Here is an 18,243-nt window from a genome sequence, read left to right on the forward strand (position 1 = left end):
ATGGATAGCAATAATGGGATAAAGAGATTTATTCATATCTCATCGACTTAGCTGGATGGATGTGAGAGATGAGATAACTTGGTGCTACAAGCATGAATACGCTGATGAGCAGGGTGGCTACATTCAATGCCAGAATGAAGAGCCAGTTAAACTCTATTGGGACGTTACTTACGTAGTAAGTCTGCGCATCAAGCTTCACGATGCCTGTCAGATTCTGAATGGCTAACAGTCCCAGACCGATGATGTTACCCAATATCATTCCCTTGCCGATGATGAATACGGCAAACCAGAGGAAGGTGTGGCGAATGATATTGTTGCGGGCTCCCAATGCCTTCATCACTCCAATCATTGAAGTGCGCTCCAGGATGATGATGAGCAGGCCGCTTATCATCGTTACGCCGGCTACTATTATCATCAAGCCGAGAATAATCCATACATTCATGTCCATCAGGCTGAGCCACTGGAAGATGTTAGGGTTCAAATCCTTGATGGTTGCACTGCTGTAGGTCTCTCCATAATGGTCTACGGTACGGTTCACCTTATTTATAATATAGTCTTCCGTTTCGTTGAGCTTCCCGAAGTCATTGACGGTGAGCTCCGCTCCGCTGGCTTGGTCATCTTCCCAGCCATTCAGCTTCACGGCTGTATAGAGATCTGTATAAGCTATAATCTCGTCGTACTTCTTCAGATTGGTCTCGTAGATTCCCTTGATGGTGAATCTGCGCATTCTTACTCCGCTGTCATCGATGAAGTAGGCGAAGATTCGCTCTCCGTTCTTCAATTTCAGCTTGTCTGCCATCAACTTGGATATGAGAATCTGGTTATGGCTCGCTTTGTCGTCAAACTTGGGAATGCTTCCTTCAACTATGTTCTGATTGATAAAGGTTGAATCAAAATCTGGTCCTACACCTTTGAGAACAACTCCCAGGAAGTCATTGTCAGTCTTGAGAATGCCTTCCTTCATGGCGAATCGCTGTACATGCTTGACGCCTGGTATCTTCTTCAGGACGTTTACCATCGAGTCGTTCACCACCACCGGGTATTGGTTCTGCTGTTGCAGGGTCAGGAAGTCGGCTACCTGTATATGGCTTCCGAATCCTATCACCTTGTCGCGGATGGTATGTTTGAATCCCAGCACCACGCATACTGACATGATCATGATGGCGAGACCGATGGCAACACCCGCAGTGGCTATATGAATAGCAGGGCGAGAAACTTTACGTTTGTCGCCCTGATCGCTATATAATCTCTTTGCTATAAATAGAGGAAAATTCATTCTAATGAATAATTTATAATGTAGAATTTATAATGTAGAATTAATAATTACTAATTGCCTTGCGGATGATGGTATGTACCCAATTATAAATTATCAATTATACATTATTAATTATTATAGTCCTTCATCCTCCACTCTTCCCGGATAGGCTTCCAGTGCCTTGGCAAGAACTGTCAATGCACGGTTCAGGTCATCCTTCTTCAAAACGTAAGCCATACGTACCTGATTACGACCTGCACCTGGAGTGGTATAGAAACCAGAAGCTGGAGCCATCATCACGGTTTCGCCCTCATATTCGAATTCTTCCAGACACCAGCGGCAGAACTTATCCGAATCATCGATAGGCAATTTGGCTACGGTATAGAAGGCACCCATAGGAATAGGAGAGTATACGCCAGGAATACGGTTGAGTCCGTCAATCAGGCATTTACGGCGCTCTACGTACTCATCATATACGTCACGGTAGTACTCTTCAGGTGCATCGAGAGAAGCCTCGGCTACTATCTGACCAATCAGTGGAGGAGAAAGACGAGCCTGACAGAACTTCATCACAGCCTTGCGGATTTCTGCATTCTTGGTAATCAGGGCTCCCACACGGATACCACACTCGCTGTATCGCTTGGATACAGAGTCGATAAGCACTGTGTTCTGTTCAATACCCTCCAGGTGCATCGCACTGATATAAGGGCTACCCGTATAGATATACTCACGGTAAACCTCATCAGAGAAGAGATAGAGATCGTACTTCTTCACCAAGTCACGAATCTGGTTCATCTCACGGCGTGTATAGAGGTAACCTGTTGGGTTGTTAGGGTTGCAGATCAGGATGGCACGTGTGCGCTCATTGATCAGCTCCTCAAACTTCTCTACCTTAGGCAATGAGAAACCTTCCTCGATGGTGGTAGCGATGGTACGGATCTTGGCACCTGCAGAAATGGCGAAAGCCATATAGTTGGCGTAAGCAGGTTCTGGTACAATAATCTCATCTCCTGGGTTCAAGCAACTCATAAAAGAGAAGAGTACAGCCTCGGAACCTCCCGATGTGATAATGATATCATCGGCAGTTACGTTGATATTGAATTTCTTGTAATAGTCTACTAGCTTCTCACGATAACTGAGATAGCCCTGGCTTGGAGAATACTCCAGGATGGTGCGGTCAATATGCTTCAAGGCATCGAGACCACACTGAGGAGTAGGCAGGTCTGGCTGACCGATGTTGAGGTGATATACCTTTACTCCACGTTTCTTTGCTGCGGCAGCCAAAGGAGCCAACTTTCTGATTGGTGACTCTGGCATCTCAAGACCGCGTACAGATATTTCTGGCATCTTTTTCTTTCTTTCTATTAATTATCCAAGTCGAGAAGATAATTTACGGCCATTAAAAAGAGCCCACTTCTCGCTAATCGTGTGCAAAGTTAAGAAAATTAGCTGAAAATACGGAAAAGATTTTAATTTAATTTTATATTTTAATAAAAATCTTGTGTTTCTGTTGCTTTTCTGCATTCTTTTTTATAACTTTGCATCTCCAAACAGTGATTTAGAATTGCAAAACCGGGTAGAGCGGCTTGTTCGTCCTATCCTCAAATAAATGATTATAAAACTAAATATTTAAAATAAAAAAGGTAAAAAATGAGAAGTAGATCAAATGTTACTTGGTTTTCAACCAAAGTGAGATATCAGAAAACAATGGAGGATGGTTCTGAGAAGGTGGTTACAGAGAATTATCTCGTAGATGCTTTAAGCTTTACAGAGGCAGAGAGCGCTATCACCGATGAAATGTCTGTTTATGTCAGCGGAGAATTTCAGGTTAGTGGTATTGCAAAGGCTGCCTACCATGAGGTTTTCTTCAGCGATGTAGACGATGATGACAAGTGGTACAAGGCTAAGTTGCAGTTTATCACCCTTGATGATAAGACTGAGAAGGAGAAGCGTTCTACTGTAAACTATCTCGTTCAGGCTAAGTCTCTGGCCCGTGCACTCCGTTATGTTGACGAGGAAATGGGTAAGACCATGATCGACTATGACACAATTGGTCTTAACGAGACCAACCTGATGGATGTATTCGAGCATCAGGCTCCTAATAAGGAGGAGAAGAACGATGTGCCTGAGTATGAGCAAGGCAATGCAGAACAGCCAGCTGAGTAATTAGGTATACCTTATGTCATACTTCCAGCAAAGCAAATGGCTAAGGAATCATTATTAATTATAAATTCTTAATTATTAATTGAACTATGTATGATGTAAAAGGAAATCTTCGGGAAGTGTTGGGCAACTTGCCTGCGGGAGTCAATCTCGTAGCCATCAGTAAGTTTCATCCCAACGAATATATCGAGGCTGCATACGCTGAGGGGCAACGTATCTTTGGTGAAAGCCATGAACAGGAACTTGCCAGGAAGGTAGAGTCCTTGCCTAAGGATATCGTGTGGCATTTCATCGGTCATCTTCAGACCAATAAGGTGAAGTATATCGCTCCGTATATCTCTATGATAGAATCGGTGGATAGCCTGAAACTCCTGAAGGAAATCAACAAGCAGGCTGCCAAGCACGACCGTGTGGTAAAGGTTCTTCTGGAATTGCATATTGCAGAGGAAGAAACCAAGTCGGGCTTCTCGTTTGATGATTGCCGTGAACTCCTGGAGGCGGGCGAATGGAGAACGATGGAGCATGTGCAGATTTGCGGTATCATGATGATGGCATCCAATACGGATGATGAGCAGCAGATAGCTCAGGAGTTTGATGCTGCCTATGCTTTCTTCAAGGAAGTGAAGGAGAAGTATTTTGCCGATGATGATGCTTTCTGTGAAAGAAGTTGGGGTATGAGTCACGATTATCGGATTGCCGTAAAGCACGGTAGTAATATGGTGCGTGTGGGTACTACCATCTTTGGTCCTAGAATCTATTGATTATAGTGTCTTTGAGTTTATCAGACTTAAGAATATCTCTAATATGAAAAAAGGAGGATGTGATGATGAAAAGTCACATCCTCCTTATTTTATATGTATATTTCTGTTTTCTCTAGAATATCATCTTATATCCCTTGTTGGTGATATAGAGATGTCCCTTGATAGGATTCTTCACCTTACGACCTTCCATATCGTAGTATTCTGTAGGTCGCTTGTCGGTAATGTTGATGATTGTCTTGCTGATGCCTGTAGAAGCGAAGTCCTTGAGGTAATCAAAGGTAACCATACCCGTAGCTTCATCCTTCTTGATGTTGTAGAGAGGACGGGAGGTAAGGGTACTCCAGTTGAATTTCACCTTGGTCAGACTGTTCACATCGCTGCCATCCTTACCGATGCCATAAGCTGGGAATGGGTCGTTTTGGTTGCTGGTGTCATAATCGCTCCAGGTATATGTGTTGTTGTCTCCACAGTTCATCTGGTTGATGACGAGACCATCTGCCGGTACTACCATCACTCTGGATATTCCCTTGATATCGTTGGGATAATCGTAGAGTGATACGCAATCCTTGTCAGCATAATCTATGCGCCAAACCAGCAATCCATATCCCGGCAGGCTCTTATACCAGCCTTCGTTTCTGATATTCTGCAGCAGCAGGAATTCTCCCTGTGCTCTCTTCTTGAGGTTCTGTCTGGTTGCCTCGCTGATGATGCCGGCAGAGTAGTTCTCGTTGATGAAAAAGTTGCTGTCGTCAACATCTGCCATAATCTTATAGGCTTTCGATGCCATATCGTATGGTTCCAGCGTCAGCTGTTCTGCCTGGGTTGAAGATAGAGTGACAGGATCTATCCAACCCATCATCATCTTTTCCCATGGAGTATATGGAGTAGGGCAATAGCCGTCTTGGGTATATTCTCCTGCGTCCATCAGGTCCCAGTATTCCGGACTCTGATTGTCTGCATAGGTTGATGAGCCGGATACCGGATAATGATCCGGCAGACCCATGGTATGTGAGAATTCATGACAGAAGAGGCCGATGCCATTCAGCAGATACTTGCCGTCTTGGGTATCCTTCGGGGTACCGTTCAGTTCGTTGTTGATGCCATAGCGGGAGAAGCTCATTCCGTCGCACTCCAGGTTGCCTGCCGGATTTCCATTCTGGTCGTATCGGTAGAATAGGGTAGCTCCTGATTTTGGCCAGAGGCAGTCATCTGAATTGCCGCTGATACTTTCCGAATAACCGGCATAGATGACGTAAACCAGGTCTACACAGCCATCGCCATCTGCATCGTATTGGGAGAAATCCACCTGATCGTCAACCAAGCTGCAGGCTTCACCCAGCATCTGGTCGCAATGAATGTCAATGTCGTCTTCGCTTCTGTTATTTCCATAATAGGCAAAGTTCTGACTGAGTGTAACCGGTCCCACCACATCAAATTGTGGAACAAACTTGCCCAGGCTGCAGTGCTTGAAGTATTCTCTTACCGAACCGTAGTTGGTTGTTTCTTCCTTTGTCGAGAAAACCTTGGCATCGGCAACTGGTGCTGCTTCTCCCACTTCTGCGTTGAGATAATGGTTGAAGGTGGCTGCCGGCGAGGTGCTCTTGAATTTAACGTCTTGAAATTCTACCAGGATAACCAGTGCTTTTGGAGTTCCGAGATGTGGAAAATACTGCTGGTTTCCGATACTGCTGGCTCTCGTTTTGCGTGCCATGCTAGCCTGTAATCTAGCTTGCAATGCCTGGGTTGATGATCTCTCGTATGTCCCGTTGGTCATCTTCTGTAAGGGAGTACCGTCCAGGAGGGTATAGTAATGGAAGTTTTCATCTCCCTTGAGGGTAGCAGAAACGTAGCTTCCGTCAGTCATCATCAGTCGGCATACGCCAGGCTTTGCTTTGGCAGCAAACAAAGAACTTGCTGCCATCCATGAAAATGCCAGGCTTAGTAAGATTTTCTTCATATAGTTAAACTGTTTAGGATGGGTTATTATTAAATGAAATACTTTCCGTTCTATCATGGAATACAGTTCTCTACTTAAAGAAATACTGTCCCTTCTTCCGGGTTTGTTTTCCAAACTCAATGGCATGATGCGGACAATGGTGGTAGCATGTGAAGCAGGTGAGGCAATCCTTGTGATGCAGCCATTCCGGGTAAGCACCATGACCGCCCTTGATATCACCTACCGGACAGACGTTGGCACAGATGCCACACTTCACGCAGCGGTCTTTCTCAACATGAAATCGCTTGTCGGTGATGAGCACTTTCTCAAAGAATCCTCCTACTACCTTTGTGAAGAACCAGGGAATGGGACCTTTTACGAGCCTGTTTACGCCCTGCTTGCGATTGAATATCTCCTCGCATACCACCGCCAGTTCCTGTGCCGCCTCTTCCTTCTTCCGGATTTCACGCTCCTTTGGGTCTACATCCATAAAAGGAAGTCCCACGTATGATTCCGGCATAATCAGGGAGTAGGACGAATCTACGGCTGTAATGCCCAGATCTGCAAGAGAAGGATTGGATGAGATGACCTCATTGAGGTTCTCGATGGTGAGTCCGATGCTGTCACCAGCCGTGCATACACAGTAGACGAAAGGACGTCTTGTCTCTTCTTTCTTTCCATCTTCTGTGTTTTCAGCTCTCTGAATCTTGAGATTTGCGATAAACTCTCTCACCAGTCTCGGTACTCTCCAGCCATGTACCGGAAAAACGAAACCAAGCCGTTCATCCTCCTGGAGGGTAAACGGCTCGGTCATATCATACTTGGTATCATCGGCTCTCATATAAGGGGCGATGGATATCAAGCTGTCATGTGTGGCAGCCGCCAGTTTGGAAGCTGCCCACTTGGTATTTCCTGTTCCTGAAAAATAGAATATCATGATTATTTCTTTTCAGACATCACGCCTTCGATATAGATGCGTGACATTTCTACATTGCCATTGGTACGAACAGTGATGCTCTTTTTGAAATGTCCAGGGAACATGCCCTTGCCATTATAAGTCACACTGATCTGTCCCTTCTGACCTGGAGCAATAGGCTTCTTGGTATATGAAGGTACTGTACATCCACAACTAGCAATAGCCTGGTTGATGATAAGAGGTTTGTCGCCCACGTTGGTGAAAGTAAATGTTGCTTTCTGCACAGGGTTGCTCTCTTCGAAGGTTCCGAAGTTATGAACGAGCTTTTCAAACTTTATCTCTGCCTGGGCAGAGGCTGTCGCTGTGATAGCTACAAGCATAGTCAATGCCAATATGATTCTTTTCTTTTTCATTTCCTTTCTTATTTTATTATTATTTCTTTTCTTTTTTATATAATTCGATGCAAAAGTACACATAAAGTTTAGTATAACGTTAATTTTTTACATTATTTATATTAATAGTTACTTCGCTTGCCTGTCTTTTGCTTCATTACCTATAGATATTTCTGCAGGAATTTGCCCGTCAGACTCTCTGGGCAGGCCACCACTTCTTCCGGTGTTCCTGCCACAACCAGGCTGCCGCCCTTATCTCCGCCTTCCGGTCCCAGGTCGATTATGTAGTCGGCACACTTGATGACATCGAGGTTGTGCTCGATGACTACCAGCGAATGTCCTCTTTCTATCAGGGCATCAAAGGCATGGAGCAGTCGCTTGATGTCGTGAAAATGAAGTCCCGTGGTTGGCTCATCGAAGATGAAAAGCGTTGGCGACTGTTCTTCCTTGCCGATGAAATATGCCAGCTTTACACGCTGGTTTTCACCACCGGAGAGGGTACTGGAGTTCTGTCCCAGCTTGATATAGCCGAGTCCTACTTCCTGTAATGGCTTCAGGCGGCTCACGATGATGCGGCAGGTTGCAAAGTCTTCTTCATTATGCTGCAGCTTCTCGTTGCTGAAGAACTCGATAGCCTCGTTTACGGTCATGTTGAGTACGTCGTTCACGTCCTTTCCTCCGTATCTCACTTCCAGGATGTCGTGCTTGAACCGTTTGCCCTTGCAGGCTTCGCAGGTCAGGGCAAGGTCAGCCATAAACTGCATTTCGATGGTTACATAGCCCGCTCCCTTACATTCCTCGCATCGTCCTCCCTCGGTATTGAAGGAGAAGTATTGTGTGGTGAAACCCATCTGCTTGGCAAGTGGCTGGTTGGCAAAGAGCGTACGGATGGCATCGTATGCCTTCAGATAGGTGGCAGGATTGCTTCGCGTACTCTTGCCGATAGGGTTCTGGTCTACGAATTCTACGTGGTTGATGGCATTCAGGTCGCCTTCTATCGAGGTATATTCGCCTGGTGCATCGGCTACCAGATCCAGCTTGCGGCGCATGGCAGGGTAGAGGATGCCCTTGATGAGTGAACTCTTTCCTGAACCGGATACTCCGGTTACTACGGTGAACACGTTGAGCGGAATCTTTACGTCGATGCCACGCAGGTTGTTCATGCGTGCTCCCTTGATTTCCAACGCCATGTTCCAGGCACGATGACTGGTTGGACGTTCTATCTTCTCGGCATGGGTGAGATATTTGATGGTATAACTCTCCGGATATTTCGCCAGAAGCTTTTCCTGTTCTTTCTGGTCGGTTACGGAATATTCTGATGCAGGTCCGGAATAAACCATTCTTCCGCCAAGGCGTCCTGCATCCGGACCGATATCTATCAGATAGTCGGCAGCTCTCATGATTTCTTCATCGTGCTCTACTACCACTACCGTATTGCCCAGTTCCTGCAGTTCTCTCAAAACCTTGATGAGGCGATCGGTATCACGGCTGTGCAGACCGATACTTGGCTCATCGAGGATGTAGACACTGCCTACAAGCGATGAACCGAGATTGGTGGTCAGGTTGATGCGCTGGCTCTCACCGCCAGAAAGACTGTTGGAGAGGCGGTTGAGTGTAAGATAACCAAGTCCCACATCCAGAAGGAATTGCAGACGATGGGTTATCTCTGTGAGTAGTCGCTTGCTGATCTCTTTCTCGTGATCGGTCAACTCCAGCTTCTTGAACCATGCACTCAGATTGGTAACCGACATGTCTACCAGTTCCGTAATGCTCTTGCCACCTATTTTTACATAGTTGGCTTCCTTCTTGAGTCGGGTTCCGTGACAGTCCGGACAGATGGTCTTTCCGCGGAATCGGCTCAGCATCACACGGTATTGTATCTTGTACTGGTTCTCCTTCACCATTCTGAAGAATTCATCGATGCTCACACGGTCGTGCGGATCCCGGTCTTTCTCTGTAGGCAGACCATGCCAGAGCCAGTCTTTTTCCTTCTGGGTCAACTCATAGTATGGCTTGAAGATAGGGAAGTGGAATGGTTCAGCACGGCGGATAAACTCTTTGAGCCACATGCCCATCTTCTCTCCACGCCAGCAAACCACGCAGCCGTCGTAAAGACTTAGCGAGGTGTTGGGAATCACGAGTTTCTCATCGATGCCTATCACGCTTCCGAATCCCTCGCAGGTAGGGCAGGCACCCAGTGGAGAGTTGAAGGCAAACATGTTGTCTGTCGGTTCTTCAAAGGTGATGCCGTCTGCCTCGAAACGGGTAGAGAAATCGTAGCTGATATTGCTAGGCAGGAAGAGAATTCGGCAGGCACCGTCTCCTTCATAGAAGGCTGTCTCGGCAGAATCGAAGAGACGGCTGATGTCGTCCTTCTCATCACTTACCGACGCACGGTCGATGACGAGATAAATCTCTTTTCCCTGTTGTTCTATAATTTTCTTGAGGTCATCTCCGCTGGCTTCCAGCAGTTCCTTATCTGCAGATTCCAGGAAGTCTTCGATGCGTATAAACTCATTCTTTTCCATGATGCGGGCATAGCCTTCCTGCATGTACATCTCCAGCTGCTTGCTGAGGCTTCTGCCTTCGATGACATGGATAGGTGCAAGGATGACATACTTGGTACCCTTTGAATACTGGCGGGTACAGGCTAAGACATCCTCTGCGGTATGGCGCTTCACTTCCTGTCCGCTGATAGGCGAATAGGTTTTGCCGATGCGGGCATAGAGCAGTCGGAGATATTCGTAAATCTCCGTATTCGTTCCCACGGTAGAACGGGGATTGCGTGAAATCACCTTCTGTTCGATGGCGATGGCAGGTGGTAATCCCTTGATGAAATCGCATTCCGGTTTACTCATTCTGCCCAGAAACTGGCGGGCATACGAAGACAGCGACTCCACATAGCGTCGCTGACCTTCTGCATATAAGGTATCAAAAGCCAAAGAAGACTTTCCCGACCCGGAGACCCCCGTAATGGCAACAAACTTGCCCTGCGGTATCTTCACGTCGATATTCTTCAGGTTGTTGGCTCTCGCCCCTTTAATCTCTATATATTTCTCTTTTGACATTGAACTTTGAACTTTGAGCTTTGAACTTTATGATTAGTGATCCTCTTTTACTCGTGATGATAAGGCTCACCTTTTATAATAGTGCATGCGCGATAGAGTGCCTCGGTAAAGATAAGGCGTACCATCTGATGCGAGAAGGTCATCTTGGAAAGCGAGATCTTCTCGTTGGCGCGGTCATATACTGCCTGCGAGAATCCGTAAGGACCTCCGATGATAAACACAAGCCTTCTAGCCGTAGCCTGCTTGCGTTCTATCCACTTCGCAAACTCTATGCTTCGGAATTCCAGTCCATGCTCATCCATCAATACCACGGTATCAGAAGGCTGCAGAAGCTTCAGAATCAGTTCTCCCTCCCGTTCCTTCTGCTGCTGTTCGCTGAGGCTCTTGGTATTCTTGAGCTCAGGAATCGTGGTTATATTGAACGGCATGTAGTGCGTGATGCGCTCGGCATAATCCTTGATGCCCGCAATGAAATGCTTGTTCACGGTCTTTCCGACCAGTATGAGTTCTGTTTTCATTTCGTTGAATTTTTCTTCCTATACACTTGAATTCTTCACTCTTCACACTTCACTCTTCACTTCGTCCCTATAGTATCCTTTCTTTTCCCGTTTCGGGTTCTTCGGGAACCATCCCTTCTCGCATCTTTCCTTTTGTTCAAAGAGTTCACCGATGCTCCAGAGACACGAAGCTCCTACTACGCCCAGAAGAGCAGAGCCGAGGACATTGGCAACCAGAAAGGCTGCTCCTACGCAGATGATACCCGTCACGAGAAACACCCACCAGAATCGGGTGCCGGTATGATATTCTGTCTTGATAACAATAGGGTGAAAGATACCTATTATTAAAAAGGTGGAAATGGCGATGATGACGCCCGTATAATATAATTCCATATACCTAACTTTTTATTTTATTTCTTTTTCAATGTGCAAAAATACAAAAAAAACTTCAATCTTGTTTGGTTTATCAAAATTTTTATATAACTTTGTACGCAAAAAGAGATATATTGTGCTGTTTTCGAGCACAACCCTCTATATGAACATTATTAATAACAAAATAGAATCAAACTATGGCTAATAACGCAGAATTAATCAAGCAGTGTGAAGAAAGAGCACAGCAGTGGCTCACACCTGCTTTTGACGAAGAAACCCGTAAGGAAGTAAAGGCAATGCTCGATGCAGAGGATAAGTCTGCTCTCGTTGATGCATTCTATCAGAATTTGGAGTTCGGTACTGGTGGCTTGCGCGGTATCATGGGCGCAGGTACCAACCGTATGAACAAGTATATCGTTGGTATGGCTACCCAGGGCTTTGCTAACTACATTCTCAAGGCTTTCCCAGGTGAGGAGAACCTTTCTGTAGTGGTAGGTCACGACTGCCGTAACAACTCCCGTCTCTTCGCTGAGACCGTAGCTGCCATCTTCTCTGCCAATGGTATCAAGGCTTATCTCTTCGAGAGCCTCCGTCCTACACCAGAGATTTCTTTCGCTATCCGCGAGCTCGGTGCCAAGGCTGGTGTCAACGTAACAGCTTCTCACAACCCTAAGGAGTACAACGGTTACAAGGCTTACTGGAGCGACGGTGCTCAGGTTCTGGCTCCACATGATACAGGTATCATCGAGGAGGTGAACAAGGTTACTATCGACCAGGTGAAGTTTGAGGCTAACTGGGATAAAATCAAGATTATCGGTGGTGAGATGGATTACGACTACATGACAGCCGTTCATTCTGCTATGATTGACCAGGATGTCATCAACCGTCAGAAAGACCTCAACATCGTTTATTCAGCTATGCACGGTACAGGTCGTGTCATCGTTCCTCTCTGTCTGCGTTCTTGGGGCTTCCAGAACATCAATGTTGTTCCTGAGCAGATGGTTGTAGATGGCAACTTCCCAACAGTGGTTTCTCCTAACCCAGAGAATGCAGAGGCTATGACCCTCGGTATGAAGCTCGGTACTAAGTTGAACGCTGACCTCGTGGTAGCTACAGACCCAGATGCTGACCGCCTGGCTATCGTTTGCCGTGATGACAAGGGTGAGTGGATAATCATCAATGGTAACCAGACAGCCATGATGTTCTGCTACTATATCATCGAGAACAAGAAGAAGTTGGGCAAGTTGAAGCCAACAGACTTCCTCGTAAAGACCATCGTAACAACAGAAGTTATTGCTGAGATTGCCAAGAAGAACAACGTAGAGTTGCGCGACTGCTACACCGGTTTCAAGTGGATTGCACGCGAGATTGCTATCTCTGAGGGCAAGCAGCAGTACATCGGTGGTGGTGAGGAGAGCTTCGGCTTCTTGCCATACGATAAGGTACGTGATAAGGATGCTCCTGCTTCTATCTGCCTCATCTGCGAGATTGCAGCATGGGCTAAGGATCAGGGCAAGACTCTCTACGACCTCCTGATGCAGATTTATGCAGAGTATGGCTTCAGCAAGGAGTTTACTGTAAACGTAGTTCGCCCAGGTAAGACTGGTGCTGACGAGATTAAGCAGATGATGGCAGACTTCCGTGCCAACCCTCCACAGGAGTTGGGTGGCAGCAAGGTGGTAACCTGGAAGGACTACCAGTCTTTGGAGGCTAAGCATGCTGACGGCAGCGTAGAGAAGCTCGATATGCCTGCTACAAGCAATGTACTCCAGTGGTTCTGCGATGACAACACCAAGGTAAGTGTCCGTCCATCAGGTACAGAGCCTAAGATCAAGTTCTATATTGAGGTTAAGGATCCTTCATTCAAGTGCGCTGGCTGCTACAACCGCTGCACAGCTGCTGCAATGGATAAGATCGAGGCTATCAAGAAGAGCCTGAAGTTGGATTAATGAATGAAAATGATTGGGAGATGCCTTCTGTGGTTTCTCCCGACAACCCTATTTTTTTTGAGCATTATCTATGATTCATAAATAATGCATTCTCCGGCGAGAAGTCTTCCTGACTTCTCGCCATTTTGTTTCTTATCCTTTTTATTCTTACCCATCCGGCATACACTAACCCTATAACGGCATAGATGCAGAATAGGGCAGGGAGGGGAAGGTGGATTCCATCAATGCTGGCACCGGGAGCCAAGGAGATGAGATGGAAGGCGGTATTGGCAAAATGAGTGATGGATACCAATGCCTTGGCAATCCAGCTTGTCAGCCAGGAGGCGGGAGCGACTGTCGGCGACAGAAGCAGGAAGGGACTCAGCAACATCAGCATGCAACAGAGGTAAAGAATGCCCGTGGCGGCAGGAATTGCAATGAATGTGGTAAGAAGGGAATAGCACGAGATGCGCCCGAAGTAATAAGTGATGAGCGGAAGAGTTCCAATCTGGGCAGCTGCCGATACGCAAAGCATACTCCATATCCATTGTGATAGGCGATGAGCAGGATGGTAAAGAGAACTGAGCAACGGCATAAACACGATGATGGAACCAACTGCCGCAAACGACATCTGGAAACTGAGGTCGAAGAGATAAAGTGGATTCCACAATAGCATGAAGGTTAAAGCGGTGGAGAGCAAATGGAGCGATTCTCCTTTTCGCCGGGTCATCATTACAAATCCATAAACACTCAGCATGGTGGCAGAGCGGACGGCACTCGCAGGCACGCCAATGAACAGAACATACATCCAGATGGCTAGAAGGGCAGAAAAAATGACGAAGATATGGCGGCGATTGCCACCTAACAGCATGATGAGCAGCTGGAAGATGATGCTGATATGCAGTCCGCTTACGGCTAATACATGGTTTGCTCCAGCTACGGAATAAACCTCTTTCGTGTCCTTGTCCAGCGCCGTCTTGTCGCCCAGTGCCATTGCTGCAATGACCCCAAAGTCTTCATTCTCAATGCCCAATCCCTTCATCTTCTGTTCTGTTTCCGCTCTCCGTTCTTGCGCAGTTATCTGAAACCGGTCCAGTTCCGAAAGTTCATCTATCGTAAAATAGGTATCAGGCTTTCGCTCCCGATATTCCTGATAGGAAGTGAGAAGACCACCCAGAAGAAACATACAGATATATAAAAGGATGTGCTGGCTTAGTATCCATTTCCGCAGGATGATAGCCATGCCAGTCATGACCAGCAGGAGAATGAGCCAAAGGACCGGAGGCATCTGGTCATAGCCATATCTGGCTATGATAATACCCGCGCTCAGTATGATGTTCATTCTGATATTCATGTGCAAAGTCACCTTATGTTGAGCGCAAAGATACATTAAAATTCTGAAAATCGACTGTTTTTTCTTGCATAATTTACATCTTTTTATTACCTTTGCACCCAATATTACAAACAATAACATAGAATTATACTCTTATGGGAGGTATTTTCGGAACTATTTCCAAGAAAAGTTGTGTCGCAGACCTGTTCTACGGCACTGATTACAACTCACATCTCGGCACACGTCGAGGCGGTTTGGCAACCTACAGTAGTGAGAAAGGCTTCGTGCGCTCAATTCACAACCTTGAAAGTTCTTATTTCAGAACGAAGTTTGAGCCTACACTCAACAAGTTTGAGGGAGCAACATCTGGTATCGGCGTAATCAGCGATACGGATGCGCAGCCATTAATCATGAACTCACATCTTGGCCGTTTCGCCATTTGTACTGTAGCTAAGATTGTAAACAAGGATGAACTAACCCAGTACCTGCTAGACAAGAACATGCACTTTGCAGAGATGTCTTCAGGCAGCACCAACCCAACCGAGTTGGTTGCATTACTCATTATTCAGGGTAAGACATTCCGCGAAGGTATCGAGAATGTATTCCACCACATCAAGGGCTCCTGTACCATGATGATTCTAACCGAGGATGGTATTATCTGCGCTCGCGACAGTTGGGGACGTACACCTATAATTATAGGTAAGAAGGATAGTGCCTATGCTGCTTCCAGCGAAACCACCTCGTTCCCTAACCTCAATTATGAAACAGAATATGAGCTGGGGCCGGGAGAAATCGTCAAGATTACTGCCGACAAGATGGAGCAGCTTCGTCCTGCCAACAAGAAGATGCAGGTTTGTTCTTTCCTCTGGGTTTACTATGGTTTCCCTACATCTACCTATGAGGGCAAGAATGTAGAGGAGGCTCGTTTTACCAACGGTTTCAATCTCGCCAAGAGTGATGATGTTGAGGTAGACTGCTGCAGCGGTATTCCGGATTCTGGTACTGGTATGGCGATGGGATATGCTGCCGGCAAGGGTGTGCCTTATCAGCGTTGTATTGCCAAGTATACTCCTACATGGCCTCGTAGCTTTACTCCAAGCAACCAGAGCATGCGTTCATTGGTAGCCAAGATGAAGCTGATTCCTAACAAGGCGATGCTCAAGGGCAAGCGTGTGTTGTTCTGTGATGACAGTATCGTTCGTGGTACCCAGCTTCGCGATAACGTGAAGGTGCTTTTCGACCAGGCAGGCTTGAAGGAGTGCCATATGCGTATTGCATGTCCTCCATTGGTATATGGTTGTCCGTTTATCAACTTCACTTCTTCAAAGAGTGATATGGAGCTGATTACCCGTCGCATCATCGAGAAGTTTGAGGGTGATGCCAACAAGAATCTTGATAAATACGCTACCACTGGTTCTCCTGAGTATCAGAAGATGGTAGATGAGATTGCCAACCAGTTGGGCTTGACTACATTGAAGTTCAATACCATCGAGCAGCTGGTAGAGGCTATCGGTCTTCCAAAGTGCCAGGTATGTACCCATTGTTTCGATGGCAGCAGCGCATATACTCTTGATGAGTTTGCTGATGAAGACTAAAATAAGAATATAAGTTCTTGATAGATTAGAAGATAGGTCTAGCAACACCGCGCTTTGCGGGGGTCGCTAGACCTATTTTTATATTATTTCTCTGCAAAATCTTCTTTTGCATAAAATGTATTCTTTTGCATAGAACGTAAACTTGTTCTTGTAATCTCTGTTCACGCAGACGGTTGCCTTGCGCTTGGAGAGATTGTATACCACTGACCACTGGGTATGGCTCGTTGGATTGCCTGGAGTTTCTGCCTGACTCATACCATTGAGCAGATTCATGGCTCCTTCCTCTGACAACTGGTTGCTGTTCTGTTTCAGAACGAATTCCATAATATCGTAGCGGGTCTTGCCGTGGTTCGAGAGTTTCGGACCTTTATCTGAACATGCCATGGTTTCAGATACATAGAAGTTGCTGGCATAGCGCTTTTCTATCACCTCGCGGGTGTTTGGCAATACGTCAGGATGTTTGAAATGAGTCTTTCCGTCTTCACCCGTATATTCATCGACGATGTAAATCTTGCTTTGGTGGTCCTTGTCATATACGAATTCTACGATGGCATAACGGCCCGTGGCATCTGCCATAAAGAAATGATAGTTACCGTCATTATCCGGTATACAGAGGTCATATCCGTCCAGAATCTTGAGAGCTTCATCTACCGTCTTGGCATGATCCAGCATCATGCGTAAGTCCAGGGTTGTAGTCAGTTTCTTGCCCGTGCTTGCCTGCTGGGTTGGCTTGCCGTCGAGATGGAGTACGGATACGGTAAAGCCGGCCTCGTTCATGCCGTCCATCAGAAGATATGGAAATGCCTGCTTGGTATAACTCCATAAGTATGATACTTAGCTATCGTAACCATGATACTTAGCAATCGTAACCATGATACTTAGCAATCGTAACTATCTTGTTTACGCCTTACTTACCCTACCCACCCCTGGAAGGGCAGGTCGGGGCGGTATCCTGCAGGGAATAGTCGTTCTCTAAATAAGAGTGGGGGTGAACACTTGGCAATGAAGTCGGTGAAGGGTGAACCCCGAAGCCAACCTTTAGCGTTAATAATGTGTTAAAAACACTATATAACCCATTATAATATAGACTCTTATATTTCTAGCATGCGCTGTATATACAAAGTTCTTTTTACTAGGGTTCACCCCGGAGCCGAAAAGGTGAATGCTTGGGGCAAGTGTTCACCCCGCTGTTCACCATTCGGTAAATTAAGATTGATAGTACTTGTTTGCTCAATGTCTCATGAGACTGAACATCAGGCTGAATACTGAACTCTGAACACTGAAAATGGGGTAAAAACTGCGTTTAAGGGATGTTTAAATTCTATATAACCTATTGATACATATTTCTTTATATTCTTTAGTATGCGCTGCTTATAAAAAGAGTGAAACGCTAAAGTTCAGCTTCAGCCTTCGTTCTTGAAAGCTGCTGCGAAGTTATGAAAAAAGGTTGAGACCGCCTTGCTTATAAAGATGACTGTAATGAATCTAAAATGCTCCACTTGCGGGGAGCAAAGTGGAGCACATGAAACACATGAAATAAAGTCCTCTTCCATCTATGAAGAGGGTGAACCTATCTGATAGTTATCTATCGTTACTATGCGAACAGTCTGGAGAAAACTTCGGCGGTTCTACCGGTATAAACCTTCATCTCGGTAACAGGCTTGTAGCCGAAATCCTTGTAGGCGAGGAGTTGGAGGGCAGCAAACTGAGAATCGTCAGAAAGACATGCCTGCAACTTGAAGTTTCCCATACTGATGGCTGAAACCGGGAACTTGCTGATGGCAGTTTCCACTTCTGCTGGAGCAGCAGTGAGGATGTTCTCAAGCTTCTTTCCGTCCTCAGCAGTATATTCCTTCTCCTTGATCTGGATCTTGCTCTGTGTTGGCTTGTAGGTGAGCTTGACGCTCCAACCCATGAAACCCTTCTTTACCTGTACGTCATTGAGTGCCATTACGTCTTCACCCATTTCTATATGATTGATCTTTGCCATAATCTTATTACTTGTTTTTATCTTAAATGAATATATA

At 46.0% G+C, this 18,243-nt stretch carries 15 protein-coding genes; 4 read left to right on the forward strand and 11 right to left on the reverse strand.

The genetic code is table 11. From position 1 onward, the window contains the following. Window positions 1-28: 28 nt before the first annotated feature. Both ACTQ16_RS03665 and ACTQ16_RS03670 read right to left on the reverse strand, forming a co-directional pair. Window positions 29-1,276: an ABC transporter permease gene (locus ACTQ16_RS03665; protein ID WP_441936155.1), complete on the reverse strand. Its 1,248-nt coding sequence runs from the start codon at window positions 1,274-1,276 to the stop codon at window positions 29-31. Between the two features lie 114 nt (window positions 1,277-1,390). Beyond that, window positions 1,391-2,602 carry a pyridoxal phosphate-dependent aminotransferase gene (locus ACTQ16_RS03670; protein ID WP_294702872.1) on the reverse strand — a complete coding sequence of 404 codons (1,212 nt, stop codon included), beginning with the start codon at window positions 2,600-2,602 and terminating at the stop codon, window positions 1,391-1,393. 303 nt (window positions 2,603-2,905) lie between these two features. On the opposite strand from ACTQ16_RS03670, the gene ACTQ16_RS03675 reads away from it, so the two are divergent. Beyond that, on the forward strand, window positions 2,906-3,421 hold the full coding sequence (locus tag ACTQ16_RS03675) for a DUF4494 domain-containing protein (protein ID WP_218415865.1): 516 nt from the start codon (window positions 2,906-2,908) through the stop codon (window positions 3,419-3,421). Window positions 3,422-3,507: 86 nt separating this feature from the next. Then, a complete protein-coding gene (locus ACTQ16_RS03680) occupies window positions 3,508-4,179 on the forward strand; it encodes a YggS family pyridoxal phosphate-dependent enzyme (RefSeq protein ID WP_294968008.1) in 672 nt (223 codons plus the stop codon). Between the two features lie 112 nt (window positions 4,180-4,291). Here ACTQ16_RS03680 and ACTQ16_RS03685 read toward each other — a convergent pair whose 3' ends face one another. From ACTQ16_RS03685 to ACTQ16_RS03710, 6 genes are all read right to left on the reverse strand, one after another. Continuing rightward, on the reverse strand, window positions 4,292-6,136 hold the full coding sequence (locus ACTQ16_RS03685) for a M6 family metalloprotease domain-containing protein (RefSeq protein WP_441936156.1): 1,845 nt from the start codon (window positions 6,134-6,136) through the stop codon (window positions 4,292-4,294). Between the two features lie 70 nt (window positions 6,137-6,206). Next, the gene (locus tag ACTQ16_RS03690) at window positions 6,207-7,052 is read right to left on the reverse strand and encodes an EFR1 family ferrodoxin (protein WP_294968012.1); all 846 of its coding nucleotides are present in this window, start codon (window positions 7,050-7,052) and stop codon (window positions 6,207-6,209) included. Window positions 7,053-7,054: 2 nt separating this feature from the next. Further along, the gene (locus ACTQ16_RS03695) at window positions 7,055-7,444 is read right to left on the reverse strand and encodes a DUF1573 domain-containing protein (protein ID WP_294968014.1); all 390 of its coding nucleotides are present in this window, start codon (window positions 7,442-7,444) and stop codon (window positions 7,055-7,057) included. 140 nt (window positions 7,445-7,584) lie between these two features. After that, window positions 7,585-10,491 (reverse strand): excinuclease ABC subunit UvrA, encoded by a 2,907-nt coding sequence (gene uvrA / locus ACTQ16_RS03700; RefSeq protein WP_441936158.1) that lies wholly within the window; start codon window positions 10,489-10,491, stop codon window positions 7,585-7,587. Window positions 10,492-10,538: 47 nt separating this feature from the next. After that, window positions 10,539-11,009 (reverse strand): 23S rRNA (pseudouridine(1915)-N(3))-methyltransferase RlmH, encoded by a 471-nt coding sequence (rlmH, locus tag ACTQ16_RS03705; protein ID WP_217760127.1) that lies wholly within the window; start codon window positions 11,007-11,009, stop codon window positions 10,539-10,541. Window positions 11,010-11,051: 42 nt separating this feature from the next. Then, a complete protein-coding gene (locus ACTQ16_RS03710) occupies window positions 11,052-11,381 on the reverse strand; it encodes a DUF4491 family protein (protein ID WP_441936159.1) in 330 nt (109 codons plus the stop codon). A gap of 176 nt (window positions 11,382-11,557) precedes the next feature. On the opposite strand from ACTQ16_RS03710, the gene ACTQ16_RS03715 reads away from it, so the two are divergent. Then, window positions 11,558-13,309, forward strand: a complete 1,752-nt coding sequence (locus ACTQ16_RS03715; RefSeq protein ID WP_288283524.1) for a phospho-sugar mutase — start codon at window positions 11,558-11,560, stop codon at window positions 13,307-13,309. 64 nt (window positions 13,310-13,373) lie between these two features. Here ACTQ16_RS03715 and ACTQ16_RS03720 read toward each other — a convergent pair whose 3' ends face one another. Next, a complete protein-coding gene (locus ACTQ16_RS03720) occupies window positions 13,374-14,642 on the reverse strand; it encodes a ComEC/Rec2 family competence protein (RefSeq protein ID WP_441936161.1) in 1,269 nt (422 codons plus the stop codon). Window positions 14,643-14,776: 134 nt separating this feature from the next. On the opposite strand from ACTQ16_RS03720, the gene ACTQ16_RS03725 reads away from it, so the two are divergent. Further along, a complete protein-coding gene (locus ACTQ16_RS03725) occupies window positions 14,777-16,216 on the forward strand; it encodes an amidophosphoribosyltransferase (RefSeq protein WP_294968027.1) in 1,440 nt (479 codons plus the stop codon). A 78-nt stretch (window positions 16,217-16,294) separates the two neighbouring features. On the opposite strand, the gene ACTQ16_RS03730 is transcribed toward ACTQ16_RS03725, so the two are convergent. Both ACTQ16_RS03730 and ACTQ16_RS03735 read right to left on the reverse strand, forming a co-directional pair. Then, window positions 16,295-17,005, reverse strand: coding sequence for a carcinine hydrolase/isopenicillin-N N-acyltransferase family protein (locus ACTQ16_RS03730; RefSeq protein ID WP_441936266.1), 711 nt, complete (start codon window positions 17,003-17,005; stop codon window positions 16,295-16,297). Window positions 17,006-17,810: 805 nt separating this feature from the next. Continuing rightward, entirely contained in the window at window positions 17,811-18,206 is a 396-nt protein-coding gene (locus ACTQ16_RS03735; protein ID WP_441932738.1) for a hypothetical protein, read from the reverse strand. Window positions 18,207-18,243 lie beyond the last annotated feature (37 nt).

It is taken from the genome of Prevotella sp. LCP21S3_D2, assembly GCF_052118345.1.
Classification (GTDB): domain Bacteria; phylum Bacteroidota; class Bacteroidia; order Bacteroidales; family Bacteroidaceae; genus Prevotella.

Coding starts and splice junctions, on each gene's coding strand:
- ACTQ16_RS03715 (WP_288283524.1), top strand. CDS start 11,558: ATGGCTAATAACGCAGAATTAATCAAGCAGTGTGAAGAAAGAGCACAG.
- ACTQ16_RS03725 (WP_294968027.1), top strand. CDS start 14,777: ATGGGAGGTATTTTCGGAACTATTTCCAAGAAAAGTTGTGTCGCAGAC.
- ACTQ16_RS03680 (WP_294968008.1), top strand. CDS start 3,508: ATGTATGATGTAAAAGGAAATCTTCGGGAAGTGTTGGGCAACTTGCCT.
- ACTQ16_RS03735 (WP_441932738.1), bottom strand. CDS start 18,206: ATGGCAAAGATCAATCATATAGAAATGGGTGAAGACGTAATGGCACTC.
- rlmH (WP_217760127.1), bottom strand. CDS start 11,009: ATGAAAACAGAACTCATACTGGTCGGAAAGACCGTGAACAAGCATTTC.
- ACTQ16_RS03675 (WP_218415865.1), top strand. CDS start 2,906: ATGAGAAGTAGATCAAATGTTACTTGGTTTTCAACCAAAGTGAGATAT.
- ACTQ16_RS03665 (WP_441936155.1), bottom strand. CDS start 1,276: ATGAATTTTCCTCTATTTATAGCAAAGAGATTATATAGCGATCAGGGC.
- ACTQ16_RS03695 (WP_294968014.1), bottom strand. CDS start 7,444: ATGAAAAAGAAAAGAATCATATTGGCATTGACTATGCTTGTAGCTATC.
- ACTQ16_RS03690 (WP_294968012.1), bottom strand. CDS start 7,052: ATGATATTCTATTTTTCAGGAACAGGAAATACCAAGTGGGCAGCTTCC.
- ACTQ16_RS03710 (WP_441936159.1), bottom strand. CDS start 11,381: ATGGAATTATATTATACGGGCGTCATCATCGCCATTTCCACCTTTTTA.
- ACTQ16_RS03685 (WP_441936156.1), bottom strand. CDS start 6,136: ATGAAGAAAATCTTACTAAGCCTGGCATTTTCATGGATGGCAGCAAGT.
- ACTQ16_RS03720 (WP_441936161.1), bottom strand. CDS start 14,642: ATGAATATCAGAATGAACATCATACTGAGCGCGGGTATTATCATAGCC.
- ACTQ16_RS03670 (WP_294702872.1), bottom strand. CDS start 2,602: ATGCCAGAAATATCTGTACGCGGTCTTGAGATGCCAGAGTCACCAATC.
- uvrA (WP_441936158.1), bottom strand. CDS start 10,491: ATGTCAAAAGAGAAATATATAGAGATTAAAGGGGCGAGAGCCAACAAC.